This is a genomic window from Brachyspira hampsonii, from assembly GCF_002214805.1.
Classification (GTDB): Bacteria; Spirochaetota; Brachyspiria; order Brachyspirales; family Brachyspiraceae; genus Brachyspira; species Brachyspira hampsonii.
This window is the reverse complement of record NZ_CP019914.1, coordinates 1712700-1726482: the sequence shown is the minus strand read 5'-3', so window position 1 is coordinate 1726482 and position 13783 is coordinate 1712700. Positions and strand designations below refer to the sequence as shown.

At 26.5% G+C, this 13783-nt stretch carries 9 protein-coding genes and 1 pseudogene; 8 read left to right on the top strand and 2 right to left on the bottom strand.

Translation table 11 applies throughout. From position 1 onward, the window contains the following. Window positions 1-104 precede the first annotated feature (104 nt). From BHAMNSH16_RS07360 to BHAMNSH16_RS07345, 4 genes are all read left to right on the top strand, one after another. Entirely contained in the window at window positions 105-2237 is a 2133-nt protein-coding gene (locus BHAMNSH16_RS07360; protein WP_069731933.1) for a methyl-accepting chemotaxis protein, read from the top strand. Window positions 2238-2844: 607 nt separating this feature from the next. Further along, a complete protein-coding gene (locus tag BHAMNSH16_RS07355) occupies window positions 2845-3639 on the top strand; it encodes a hypothetical protein (RefSeq protein WP_008726804.1) in 795 nt (264 codons plus the stop codon). Further along, on the top strand, window positions 3636-5222 hold the full coding sequence (locus tag BHAMNSH16_RS07350) for a hypothetical protein (protein ID WP_008726803.1): 1587 nt from the start codon (window positions 3636-3638) through the stop codon (window positions 5220-5222). Before BHAMNSH16_RS07355 ends, BHAMNSH16_RS07350 begins: the two co-directional genes overlap by 4 nt. Window positions 5223-5250: 28 nt before the next feature. Further along, entirely contained in the window at window positions 5251-6414 is a 1164-nt protein-coding gene (locus BHAMNSH16_RS07345) for a coiled-coil domain-containing protein (RefSeq protein ID WP_008726802.1), read from the top strand. A gap of 20 nt (window positions 6415-6434) precedes the next feature. Here the strand turns inward: BHAMNSH16_RS07345 and mcrC are convergent, their stop codons facing one another. Both mcrC and BHAMNSH16_RS07335 read right to left on the bottom strand, forming a co-directional pair. Then, window positions 6435-7493 carry a 5-methylcytosine-specific restriction endonuclease system specificity protein McrC gene (gene mcrC / locus BHAMNSH16_RS07340; RefSeq protein WP_069731932.1) on the bottom strand — a complete coding sequence of 353 codons (1059 nt, stop codon included), beginning with the start codon at window positions 7491-7493 and terminating at the stop codon, window positions 6435-6437. Window positions 7494-7508: 15 nt separating this feature from the next. Then, window positions 7509-8585: pseudogene (locus BHAMNSH16_RS07335) on the bottom strand (AAA family ATPase). Window positions 8586-8946: 361 nt separating this feature from the next. On the opposite strand from BHAMNSH16_RS07335, the gene BHAMNSH16_RS07330 reads away from it, so the two are divergent. The 4 genes from BHAMNSH16_RS07330 (at window position 8947) to BHAMNSH16_RS07315 (ending at window position 13779) form a co-directional block, all read left to right on the top strand. Then, entirely contained in the window at window positions 8947-10047 is a 1101-nt protein-coding gene (locus tag BHAMNSH16_RS07330) for a tetratricopeptide repeat protein (protein WP_069731931.1), read from the top strand. A 19-nt stretch (window positions 10048-10066) separates the two neighbouring features. Further along, on the top strand, window positions 10067-11164 hold the full coding sequence (locus BHAMNSH16_RS07325) for a tetratricopeptide repeat protein (RefSeq protein ID WP_008727657.1): 1098 nt from the start codon (window positions 10067-10069) through the stop codon (window positions 11162-11164). A 147-nt stretch (window positions 11165-11311) separates the two neighbouring features. Then, window positions 11312-12595, top strand: a complete 1284-nt coding sequence (locus BHAMNSH16_RS07320) for an adenylosuccinate synthase (RefSeq protein WP_008727658.1) — start codon at window positions 11312-11314, stop codon at window positions 12593-12595. 527 nt (window positions 12596-13122) lie between these two features. Next, window positions 13123-13779: a DNA-formamidopyrimidine glycosylase family protein gene (locus BHAMNSH16_RS07315; RefSeq protein WP_008727659.1), complete on the top strand. Its 657-nt coding sequence runs from the start codon at window positions 13123-13125 to the stop codon at window positions 13777-13779. The last annotated feature ends 4 nt before the right edge of the window (window positions 13780-13783 follow it).

The following is a 13783-nucleotide window of genomic DNA, read 5'->3' as shown; positions in this document are numbered from 1 at the left end:
AAAAAAATTGTTAAATTTTATCAAAAAATTCAATTATTTGTTACTATATATATAATAATATTTATTTATTCTAAATAAATTTTTATTTTGGAGAATAATAATATATGAAAAAAATAAACAGCTTAGCATTTAGAATGCCTTTTGTTATATGTATTATGGTTGTGGTTATAATAATAGCAATGCTCGTATCTTCTATAAGAATAGGAAGTAAAGGTATAAGCGACAGTAAACTCGGAGGATTTAACAGTACTATAGCAGGATATGCTTCTGTTTTAGATACTTGGTTTGATTTAGAAAGCTCCTTAATAAATACTTATGCTGTAACTCCTGTAGTTCTTCGATACTTAGAAGGAAATGAAGCCGTTACATTAGAATTATTATTAAGTACAATAAAGAATTTTAAAAATAATAATATGTATATGATTAATATGGGACTTGCGGATATGAATGGGAATATAATTGCTGATTCTGTATCATCTACGCTTGTAGGAAGAAATTTGAAAGATTATATTCCAAAAACTTGGTCTAAAGTATCTGCTAATAATAATGAAATTGTATACGGAGATATTTTAATGCAGTCAGAAGTTACAGGCAAATGGGCTATGCCGGCTGTCAAACTTGTTAAAAACAATAATAATCAAAATGCAGGATATATATATGTTCTTTTAGATTGGGCTGTACTGCATCAAACACATTTTTCTAATATAGATTTAGGAGACACAGGCGGACTTTTTATAACTAGTGAAAGCCTTTATAATATAATGGATTCAAAGTATGAAAATATAGCCAATATGGAAATTAATCCTATATATAAGCAGGCTTTTGCAGGTGCCAGAAATGGTATAATTACTTATGATGTAAATGGAGATCAAAGAACTGCAGCTTATTATAAAATGAAAAGCAGACCTTGGATAATAGCACTTGCTATGATGGATTATGAAATATTTTCACAGAATACAAAATTAATAATAGCAAGCGTAATAATAGGCATTATATCAATAGCTGCTCTTGCAATATTTGTAAGTTTATTTATTGGAACTATAACTAAGCCTCTTGAAATAGTGGTTGAAGAAGCACAGGAAATAGAGCGGGGCGATTTAAGCAATATTAAGCAGCGTATAAAACCTAGAAAAGATGAAATAGGCGTTTTATCAAAATCTTTTGTTAGCATGAGAAGAAAACTTGCTGAAACTATTACAGAGGTTAATACTGCTTCTAATAATATAGTAAAAGCCGCTCAGGAATTATCACAGGGAAATATTGATTTATCAAGAAGAACTGAATCTCAGGCTGCAAGCCTTGAGGAAACTGCAAGTTCTATGGAAGAGATGGCATCTACAATAAAATCTTCTACTGATCATGCTGTTGAAGGTAATAATATGATGCTTGCTTCAAAAGAGGCTGTTGAAAATGCCGGTAAAATTATTGCTGAAACTACAATAAATATAGAAGAAGTTTATGAGGCTAGTACAAAAATTAAAAATATAACTAAAATTATTGAAGACATTGCTTTTCAAACTAATATACTAGCGTTGAATGCTGCAGTTGAGGCGGCAAGAGCAGGAGATCAGGGTAAAGGTTTTGCTGTAGTGGCATCTGAAGTTAGAAACTTAGCACAAACTACTCAGTCATCTGTTAAGGATATTACTGCTTTAGTTGATAATACAAATGAAAAAATTAGTAAAGCTACAGAAACAGCCCGTCAGTCCCAAGACATATTTATTGATATTCAGCAGAAAATAGAAGATACTGCTAGGATAATGCAGGATATAAGTGCTACCGCTATGGAACAGCAGACTGGTGTAGATCAGGTTAACAAGGCCGTTGCTCAAATGGATACCGTAACTCAGAATAATGCTTCTTTAGTACAGGAAAGTGCTGATACATCTGAATCACTTCTTGCTCAGGCAAATGCTCTTAAAGATACTGTTAGTTTCTTTAAATTAAGTGCTGATGATTTAATGAAAGGAAATTCAAGAAAAATAAAAAAAGAAACTAAACAAGAAATAAAAGAAGATAATAAAAAACAAGAAATAAAAATTGAAAATACAAAAAAACAAGACTTCAGTAAAAAAGAAAGTCATAAAAAAGAATTGAAAGTACCACCTTCTATAGAAAGAGAAAGAGAGATGGAAGCTCAAAAACAAAATAATAATACAGTTAGAAATGATGAGTTTGGAGCTACATATTCTTCAACTTCTAATGAAATGACAGATGATGGCTTTGCTTCATTCTAAAATTATTTTATTAAATTGAATTTAAAGCATCAGGTATAATAAATACTTGATGCTTTTATTTTTATATTATTTTTAAATTTCTTACGAACACAACGCACGGTAAATAAAATTTAAAATATATAATCATTAAAAATTCTAATTTAAATAATAAATAAAAATGCATTTATCGTGCGTTAAATAAATTCTAAATTTAATAATCACTTGGGCGGGTGCTTTAATTTCTAAATACAGCATCAAAATAAATTAAAATTATAATCTCAAAGTTAAGCATAAAAAATAAAAGGGCGGGGTATGTAAATTAAGTTTTAAAATTTAATTACACTTGCCCACCCTTTAGAATTTGTAATTTATTTTGTAATTTTTGTTTTTTATTTCTTTATTGTTTTATTAGAAATTATAGCACCCACCCTAGTTATTTTTAAATTTTTTATGTATACAACGCACGGTAAACAAATTTAAAATATATGATTATTAAAAATTCTAATTTATATTATAAATGAGAATCTGCTCACCGTGCGTTAAATAATTTTATTAAAGATAAAACTAATAATGCTTATAATTCCTTATATTTTTTACTATTAATATAAACATATAAGGAGTTTTTATCATGGCTTTCGATTTTCAACTGATAGTAAGAGATAAATATTCAGAAGAAATTTTTGATATTATAAATACGGTGCAAAGCATCAAGGCTGATGATATAAAAACAGATTATAAAGTAACGGACGGAAGCAGATCATATTCTATAAAAACAGGTATAGGAAATATTTCAAGCGGAAGAGCTTTTAATATAGGAATTCCTATTTATGAATATAAAAATGAATTAGGTTCTTGGGTAAGAATAGAAGAACAATACACTAAATATACAAGCATGATTTTATCAAGTAATGTTAAAAGATATTTCATAAGAACTATATTTGAAGATGAAATTTATGAAGCAGAATATATTATGAAATCTGTTGGAGGATATAATATAAAATATATAAATAATCTTGGAGTTGTAGATATATCCCTTGAGGCATTGGATAAAGTTTTTCTAAGACAAAAAGAAGAAGAATATGAACTTCCTATTATAGAGGAAAATAAACAGGATATAAATTACAAATCATTAAGTTTAGTACCTGTGCCTGTGAGTTTTAATTTAGAGTTTATTGTAGTAGGCGGAACATTAGAATTTTTATTTGCTAATAGACAAAACTTCGGCATACAATTCAGCGGTGAACTAAGAAACGGAGTTTATAATATAGATTTTGATGGAGAGAAATTGAATGTAAATGGAGCTTCATATAACTATAAAGGAGTGCAGCCTGAATTAAATGTTGGTAATAATGTATTTTATTTAGAAAGTAATCAAACTTGTGTTAAGGCTTCTATAAGATATAAAAGAGGAATTTTAATATGATTAAGAGAAAGCCTTATCATTTTTTAAGAAATAAAATATATAAACTTCCTCCTGCTTCTTATATTAATTTTGAAGAATTTGCTACTTATATAAAAATTAATGGAAATATATATTCAGAAAATACATATAATACTTATTCAAGTTATGAGTTTAAAATTAATAAAAGAGGAGGCGATGTAAGCAAAGTAAGTTTTAGTATGCCTCTTAATTATTTTAATATCAATGATAAAGTTGAATATTATCTCAATGGTAAGAAAAGATTTTCCGGATATATTGAAAGTATAGATAATGCGGAGCTTAATTTAAGTATTATCCCTATATGGGGAAGACTTCTTCATCAGTATATACAAGGCGATTTAATATTGGAATCAACCAAAGGAGCATTGGATATAGTTTTATCTTTAAGAGAAAAAATTGAAGAGATGAATATAATATTTGATGAAAAAAATATTACTCTTAATAATGATAAAGAAATAACAATGTCTTTCAGCGGAAAAAATATTTCTGATATACTTGATGAGGTAGAAGAAAATTTATCTGATACTTGGTGCTGGGGTGTGGATTTTGACGGATATTTTTATTTCAAAGAATTTTCAGATATACCTGCTAAAAAATTAAATTGGCATAATAATGATTTTTCAGACAGCGAGTATGAAGAGGATTCTGCCGATTTAGTAAGCCGTTATATTATCAAGATGAAAGATACAATTACAGATGATGAAGGTAATGAAGAAGAAGTATATAGGACGCTTCCTAAAATAGTAGGTGCTGATAAACTATATCCTCCAATACCATTAGAACAAGAAATAGGAATAAAAACTGATATATTTGAAATAGAATATAAATTAGAAAATTATGATTTAGCTTATAATTTTGCTTATCAATTCTTAACTAATCAAACCAAAAAAGAAATAGTTAAAATAAAAACTCTCAACAGCAAAAACTATGATTTGAATATTAATGAATGTATAGAATGCATATTAAAGCCAACTAATAACTTTTATCAAATTATAGATTTTAATGATTTTACAGAAATAGAAAGCAGATTAAATGAAGTTTATTCATCGGATATCATAGACATTGATGCTAGTATAGAATATAGAAAATATCCTAATTATAAACAGCAGCAGTCTGTTGCTCTTACAGATATAGATAAATATTATAAACAGATTTGCAATCAAAGTTATAATATCACAAAAATAGTTATATTCTTTTCTAATGGTATTCAGGGGGAAGAAAAAAATATATCAGCAGTATTTCAAATAGAGGATAAGGAACATTTTCAAAGAAAGTATTTTACTAATGGATTTGGTGTGTTTGATGTAAGGGGATACGATAAAAGAAATATTATAATAACTTCAGAGAGAGGCAATATTTTATATGATAAATTCATTTGCTTTTTTGATATAGGTTCAAGAATAGTAGATATGAATATACGGACAATAGATTATAAATTTGAAAAAAATTCTCTTAATATAGATTTGGAACTTTCAAAGATGAATATTAATCTTACCAATTATTTATATAATCAGGAAGAGCGAAGAAAAAATCTTGAGAGAATATTAAATAATAGCGGTTTTTAATTATAGTTAATGAAAGAGGTTTATAAATATGGACAGCAATCTAGATAAAAATATTTCTAATACTAATAAAGAATTACAGAACATAGAAGAAAGTATAAATAAAATAAATTCAGTATATGAAACTTCTATGTTTTTTAATGATTCATCAAAAACATTTAATGATTTTACAAGCTCGGCAGAAGAAGCAAATAAAGCTATAGATAATACATCATCCTCTATAAACTCTCTTGATGAAAGCATTAAAAGTATTAATATAAAAAATTTTACTGACGGCATAAAAGATTCTATTTCTAGTGTATCCAGCATATATAAAGATTTAAGTGCAAGTTTTTCTGACTTTTTTCATTATGATTTAAGTTCTTATGATGAGGCGATAGAAGAAGCTAAAAATAAATTACAGGAGTTTGATGATTATCAAAGAGAGTTAAGAGAAAATAAAAAAATTCAGGACGATGAGGATTATGAAAACTATTTATCAAGACTTGATGAAGAGCTTGAACTTGCCATTGAAAGTAAAGATGCTATGAGTGCTGAGGCTATACGAATAAAGCAGGAAGAGTTAAAGAAAAAACAGGATAAAGAAAAAGAAGATTTACAAAAAGAAAAAGACATACAAACTCAAAGAGAATTACTTGAAAAACAGCTTGCACAGGCAGAGTATAATAAAGCGTATGCTGAATGGGATAATGAAGTAAAACTAGCAGAAATGGAAAAAGCAAAAGCTATAGCGGATGCCGTTTTAATACCTTCGCTTGCTATAGCTCAATCTGCTTTAGGAGTAGCTGCTTCATTTGCTCAGGGAGGACCTGTTGGTTTTGCTGCTGGTCTTGTGATATCTGCAACAGCAATATCATCTGCTATTTCTGCTGCTTCTGGTATAGTATCATCAGCTAATGCTTTAGACAGTGTAAAATCTAATCCTCCTCAAGCACCTCAATTTGCATTTGGTACAACAGGATACACTATTCCAGACGGAGGCTCTGCAATTGTTGGAGAAATGGGTGCTGAACTTGTAAGCAATAAATCAGGAAAAATCACAGTTCAAAGCAATGCTCAATTTCAGGAGCAAGGTTTTTCTAAAGGCGATATTTGGAATGTTACTATAAATGTAGAACAGGCTTTAAATCCTGATGAAGTTTACAGACTTATGAATAGCTATAAAGCAAGAAACAGTCAAATGTATTCAAGGTAGTTTTAATTAAATTTATCATATCAAAAATAATTTTTTACTATATTTATTAACTGTTCTTTTATGATTGTAAAATCAGAGTTCAAATCTACTGTATTAACTGCAAAATATTTATCATTTATTTTATATTCTTTATTAATATTGTCAGAGCATAATGGATAAAGCAAAACACCTTTGACTGTTTTAAACCTTTTATAAAAATTATTAATATTAGACATATAAGAAAATATTTGATATAAATGGCTGCTTCTTAAAGAAACTTTATCATTATTTTTTATTAATATATTTTTATAAAACTTTGTATCTATTATTAAACATTTTTCATGATCATAAATCATAATATCTGTTTTCATTATAGGTATATATTCATTATTATTTATATTCCACTTTATAGTTTTGTTTTTTACTTTTATATTTTTATTATTAAAAAAATATATTTTATAAAAGTTTAAAACAAATTTCTCATAGAGTATATGAATTCTTTTTTCTTCATTAAAATCTATAAACGAATATTCACTGCTATTTTTATTAACTAATAAATTTTTATGTATGAATTTGCATATATTAATTATCATTTTGTAATGCATATTGTTTTTATTATATTTTAATAATTTGAAAGTTCTGTCATTAACATTTATATTTTTTATTTTTATAAAGTAATGATTTAATTTTATTAATTTTTCTTTAATATCATTATCTATATTTTTGTAATTAATAATTTTATTCAAAGTATATTTTATTATTTGGTTAAAGAGTATATCATTAGAGAGTATATTATAACTGCATACTAGCTTTTTATAATTAAGAGTATTTCTTTTTATAGATTCTGAGAAGTTAATTTTTCCTTTTAATACTGATAAATCTTCTTCCAAAGTGATATAGCCTCTATAAAAACATCTTTTAATTAATTTTTCTAAAAAGATACTAATAATATATCCCATAACATTATAAATATTATCAAACTTTTCATCTCCAAAGATTTCTTTTTTATCATTATCTTCATCAATAGTATTCCAAATATTCCAAGCATAAGATAGCATGTAGTATATATTTTTAATAGGTATTTTTATATTGCTATTCATTTTATAAAAATTATATTATATATCTAATAACTTTTTTATTTCCTTCTCTGCTTTCTCTTCATTATCAAACCAATACTCTCTTAATGTAGGAGCTACTTCATATTCTATAATATTTTTGTATTCTTCCTCATCTATTTTATCGCAGAAATAACTATGACCTATAGTACAGCCTCTGCCTAGTATTTTATCATTTTTTATAATATTATTTAACTCAATAAACTTTGTATTTATTTTATTTATAAGATTATCGTTTATATTCTTTTCTTTCAAATAGTTTATAAACTTTTCATTTCCGAAAGCAGGCTCAATATCTACAAAGCAAAATCTTCTTCGCAGTGCATAATCAATAACAGCAATGCTTCTGTCTGCAGTATTCATCATACCTATAATATACAAATTATTAGGCACGCTGAAACTTTCATTATTATAAGGAAGTATAATTTCAGCATCTCTATTGTCAGCCTCTATAAGCATTAAAAGCTCGCCGAATATTTTAGATATATTTCCGCGGTTAATCTCATCTATTATAAAAAAATAATCATTATCCATATCGGAAGAGGCTTTCTAACAAAAATCATAAAACACACCGTTTTTTAATTCAAAGTTTTTATCCGAAGGCTTATAACCTATAATAAAATCTTCATAAGAATAGCTTTCATGAAACTGCACCATTTTTATTTTATTATCATCAGCTTCTCCAATGACTGAGTAAGCTAGTTTTTTAGCAAGAAAAGTTTTACCAACTCCGGGTGAGCCTTGAAAAATAATATTCTTTTTTCTTTTTAATAAATTATAAATAGTGTCGTACTTTTCTTCAGATATAAAAACTTCATTAAGGAAATTTTCTTTACTATATGAATTATCCGATTTATCATTAGTTTGTGTAATTTCTTCATCATCTGTTTTTTCGCTTTTATTTTTACTGTATTCAAATTCATCAAAAGAAATTGAAGATTTATATTGTGCTGATAGGTCTTTGCATAAATCTATAATTTTTGATTGTTTTAGATTTCTGTATATAATATATTCTTTACTAGCTTTTAATGCATTGTTTAACTCTTCTATATTATTTTTATTTGCTATTTTTTGCATAAAGAATTTATAAAACTGAAATCCTAATAATTTATCAAAACCTTCTCCGTTTTTTATTTTTTTAAAAGTATCATAAAGCCTAGCATAAGAATTATACGTATATTCCGATATTTTATTTTCAAGATTTTTAAGTCCGTCTGCACAGTTAATTTTTTTATTATAAATTTGTTCCATAGTATTATAAATAAGTTCTAATTTTTCATAGCTCAATTCTGATGACATAAATATTCCTTAAATAAAAATAATACCAACTAATTATATAATTTTAACATAAAATTAAATATTTACATAATAAAAATTATAGAATTTATTTTTTAATATATTATAATTATATAACAATTACATATTTTTAGGATAATCTATGAAAGATGAAAACAAAGAACAGGCAAAAGAATTTTATAAGAAAGGACAGGAATTATTTAATAAAAATAAACATGAAGATGCTATAGAATATTTTAATAAAGCTATAGAACTAAACCCTAATTATATACATGCATACAATAATAGAGGACTTTCTAAATATATTTTAGATAATTACGAAGAAGCAATAGAAGATTTTGATAAAGCTATAGAATTAAAACCAAATTTATTATCTGCTTATTACTATAGGGGAAATGTAAAGTGTGATTTGGAAGAATATGAAAATGCTATTATAGATTATACTAAATGTATAGAATTAAAACCAGATTTTATTATTAATGCTTATTTTCAAAGAGCTGGAGCTAAATATGCTTTGGGAGAATATGAAGAAGCTATTGAAGATTATAATAAAACTATTGAATTAAGACAAAGTGATGCTATGGCTTACTACGGTAGAGGAAATACTAATATAAAATTGGAAAATTATCAAGAAGCAATAAATGATTTTAACAAAGTCATAGAATTAAAACCTAGATATATAGAGGCTTATCATAGCAGAGCTTATGCTAATGCTTACTTAGAAAACTATAAAGAAGCTATAATTGATTTTGATAAATGTATACAATTAGGTAAAAACGAACCAGATTATTATTACGGCAGAGGAAATGCATATTTATATTCAGAAAATTATTATAATGCTATAAAAGATTTTGATAAAGCTATAGAATTAGATAACAACTATGTAGAAGCATATAATAGCAGGGCAGATGCTAAATATAATTTGAAACAATTTGATGAAGCTATAGAAGATTTAAACAAAGCTATAGAGTTAGATGCTTTTAACTGCTATTTATACAATAATAGAGGTTTAATAAAAAATGAGTTAAAAAATTATAAAGAAGCTATTGAAGACTACAATAAATCTATAGAATTAAATCCGTTTTATCCTAATCCTTATTTTAATAGAGGGGATAGTAAATATAATTTAGAAGAATATAAAGATGCTTTGATGGATTATAATAAATGCATTGAATTAGATAACAGTTATACAGAAGCTTATAAAAAAATAGAAGATATAAAAAATAAATTAGAAAATAAATAATTATATTTAGGAATGTTTTATGAAAGATGAAAATAAAGAAAATGCAAAAGAGTTTTATAAAAAGGCATTAGCATTAAAAAAAGAAGAAAAATATGAAGAAGCTATAAAATATTTTGATAAAGCCATAGAACTTCAGCCTAATAATACAAATTATTATAATATGAGAGGAATTGTAAAAATTGATGCAGAAGATAATGAAGGAGCAATTAAAGATTTTACAAAATGTATAGAATTAAATCCAAAACATAGAATAGCTTACAATAACATAGGTGTTGCTAAATATAATTTAGAAGAGTATGAGGAAGCAATAAAAGATTATGATATATGTATTGAAAGATTACCTAAAGCTGATTATGTATATTGCAACAGAGGAGATGCCAAATGTCAATTAGGTGAATATGAAGAAGCAATTGAAGATTATAGCAGATCTATAGAACTAAAACCAAAAAATGCAGATTATTATTATTTTAGGGGATTAGCTAAAAATAAATTGAAAAAATATGAAGAGGCTATAAAAGATTTTGATAAATCTATAGAATTAAAACCTAAAGATCCATATTATTATTCTGATAGAGGATATGTTAAATATGCATTAAAACAATATAATGAAGCCATTGAAGATTTAAATAAAGCTATAAAATTAAATCCAAAGGAGGCAGATTATTACAATTCTAGAGGTCTTGTAAAAAGTGATTTGGGAGAAAATGAAGAAGCAATTAAAGATTATAATAAAGCTATAGAATTAAATACATCTTTTATTGAAGCCTATCAGAATAGAGCTTTTTCTCAATATAAATTAAAAAATTATAATGAAGCTATAAAAGATTGTAATAAAAGTATAGAATTAAATAGTTTTGATAATTATGTTTATAATTTTAGAGGAGCAGTTAAAAATAAATTGGAAGATTATCAAGGAGCTATAGAAGACTTTAATAAATCTATAGAGATAAATCCTTTTTACGCTAAACCATACTTACGAAGAGGAGATGTCAAATATAATTTGGGACAATACAAAGATGCTTTGGAAGATTATAATAAATGTATTGAATTAGATGACAGTTATACAGAAGCTTATGAGAAAATAGAAGATATAAAAAATAAATTAAATATTCAATAGTTATCAATTTTAATATTATCTTTAATAGAAATTTCTATTAAAAGTAGCTTGAAATTCTTACAAAATATTCATATAATAGCAATCGTGTGTTTTTTATAAGTTTTTTTAAATCTTATATTTTAGCATAATAAAACAAGGAGTTGAAAAATGGCTTCAGTAATTATAGTAGGCACTCAATGGGGTGATGAGGGCAAAGGTAAAATAGTGGATTATCTTGCCGAAAACTGCGAATATGTTGTTCGTTCTCAGGGCGGAAGTAATGCAGGTCATACCGTTGTGGTGGATAATGTGAAATATAAATTAAGACTTTTACCTTCTGGTATACTTTATAAGGATAAAGTTTGCGTTATAGGTAATGGAGTTGTTATAGAACCTAAAGTTTTTTTGGGTGAAATAGACGCTCTTGCTGAGAAGAAAGTTAATATATCTAATCTTAAAATTTCTAACAGGGCTCATGTATTAATGCCTTATCATAGGCTTCTTGATGAACTTCAGGAAGAGGATCTTGGAGAAAATAAATTAGGTACTACTAAAAACGGTATAGGTCCTTGTTATATGGATAAATCCAGCCGTTTGGGTATAAGAATAGTTGATTTGATGAATAAAGAAGTTTTTGCTAAAAAATTAAAGTTTAATCTTGAGCTTAAAAATAAACTCCTTAAAAAAGTTTATAATCATGACGGATTTGATTATGATGCACTTTTAAAAGAGTATTTGGAATATGCTGAGAGATTAAAACCTTATGTCGCTGATACTACTACAATATTAAATAAAGCTATTAAAGAGAAAAAAAATATATTGTTTGAAGGAGCTCAGGCTACTATGCTTGACTTGGATCATGGTACTTATCCTTATGTAACATCATCTTACCCTGCTGCCGGAGGAGCTTGTACTGGTTCAGGTGTGGGACCTAGAAAGATTGATAATGTTATAGGAGTTGTAAAGGCTTATTCTACTAGAGTGGGAGAAGGACCTTTCCCTTCAGAGCTTCATGATGATATAGGACAGGCTATAAGAGACAAAGGCGGAGAGTACGGCACTGTTACTGGAAGACCAAGAAGATGCGGTTGGCTTGATGCCTGCGTTGTAAAATATGCTTCCTATGTGAACGGACTTGATTCTATTGCTGTAACTAGGCTTGATATATTAGATGATTTGGATAAATTAAAAATATGTGTTGCCTACAAATATAATGGTGAGATATTAGAAGGTTATCCTGCAGATTTGGATATACTTTCAAAAGCTGAGCCAGTGTATGAAGAGTTTGAAGGCTGGAAAACTAGCACTAGAGAAATTAGAGAATATGATAAACTTCCGGAAAATGCTAAAAAGTATTTAAAAAGATTAAGTGAAGTAATAGAAACAGATATTTCTATTGTTTCAGTAGGAGCAGGAAGAGATGAAACTATAATCGTTAAAAATATTTTTTAATCTATATAAAGATAAGATATTTAAGCCTGTATTTTGTATGAATAAAATGCAGGCTTTTTATTTTTTATATTATTTAAATTTGTTACCTGCTAAACGCACTGTGAAAAGAATTTTATATATTATTTAAATTATGATTATTAATATATGTATATTTTAAGTTTTACTATGCGTGCGGTGTATTCATTATAAATTAAAAAATACTTGGGTGGGCATCTTAAAAGTCTAATTTTAATAATAAAAAAATAAAAAATGGTAATTACAGATTAAAATTACAAGCATATAGGGTGGGCAAGTGTAATTAAATTTTAAAACTTTAATTACATACCCCGCCCTTTATATTTTCTGATTCATTTTGAAAATTATATTTTATTTTTCTTCAATGCTTATTTAGAAGTTTAAAGCACCCGCCCAAGTTTTTATTAAATTTATAATTAATAAAGCCCTATAGGTATGTTATAAAATTTGATTTTTTTTTCTTTCATGCTAAAATATAAAGTAAACATAATACTATAGGAAGATTATAAGTTATGAAAGAACTGCCAAATTTAATTACATTAATAAACTCCATTAAAAGCGAAATTTGTTATTCTTATATAAATAAGATAGAAGCCATAGATAAGCAATATAAAGAAATGGAAGATATAGAAGGACAGAAAATAATAGATGTTTTACGCTATGGAGGATATATACATTTCCAGTTTTCGCAAGATGCTATGCTTATTGATTTAGGCCCCAACGGCTCCTTTGTATTAACTGAAGATGATCAATATAAAAACAGCATATTAAAATTAGAAACGGATCATGGCAATTTCTTTGTTGTAGATGAAAGCAAGGATAAAAATGAAATTACTAAAATAATACCTATTTGGAAGGATTCGACAACAATGCCTCAAATAGGATATGATCCTCTTACTAAACAATTCAATTATAATTTATTCTGCCAATTATTATCAGATAATGATACAACAGTGGAGAAACTTATAAAAAATCCTTTAATATTAAGCGGAATAGGAAATGTATATGGAGATATGATATTAAAAAAAGCATCTATCACTAAAAAAACTAAAACCTCAGATATAACTAAAGCAAAGGCAAGAGAAATATTTGATGCTATAAAACAAGTTTTAAGAGAAGCCTCAGGAAATACAGAAGAAGAAGACAGCGAGTCATCAGAAGAAGAATAATATT

Excerpts from the sequence above, each read along its gene's own strand:
- BHAMNSH16_RS07345 (WP_008726802.1), top strand. The coding sequence starts at position 5,251 with ATGGACAGCAATCTAGATAAAAATATTTCTAATACTAATAAAGAATTA.
- BHAMNSH16_RS07360 (WP_069731933.1), top strand. The coding sequence starts at position 105 with ATGAAAAAAATAAACAGCTTAGCATTTAGAATGCCTTTTGTTATATGT.
- BHAMNSH16_RS07355 (WP_008726804.1), top strand. The coding sequence starts at position 2,845 with ATGGCTTTCGATTTTCAACTGATAGTAAGAGATAAATATTCAGAAGAA.
- BHAMNSH16_RS07350 (WP_008726803.1), top strand. The coding sequence starts at position 3,636 with ATGATTAAGAGAAAGCCTTATCATTTTTTAAGAAATAAAATATATAAA.
- mcrC (WP_069731932.1), bottom strand. The coding sequence starts at position 7,493 with ATGAATAGCAATATAAAAATACCTATTAAAAATATATACTACATGCTA.
- BHAMNSH16_RS07315 (WP_008727659.1), top strand. The coding sequence starts at position 13,123 with ATGAAAGAACTGCCAAATTTAATTACATTAATAAACTCCATTAAAAGC.
- BHAMNSH16_RS07320 (WP_008727658.1), top strand. The coding sequence starts at position 11,312 with ATGGCTTCAGTAATTATAGTAGGCACTCAATGGGGTGATGAGGGCAAA.
- BHAMNSH16_RS07330 (WP_069731931.1), top strand. The coding sequence starts at position 8,947 with ATGAAAGATGAAAACAAAGAACAGGCAAAAGAATTTTATAAGAAAGGA.
- BHAMNSH16_RS07325 (WP_008727657.1), top strand. The coding sequence starts at position 10,067 with ATGAAAGATGAAAATAAAGAAAATGCAAAAGAGTTTTATAAAAAGGCA.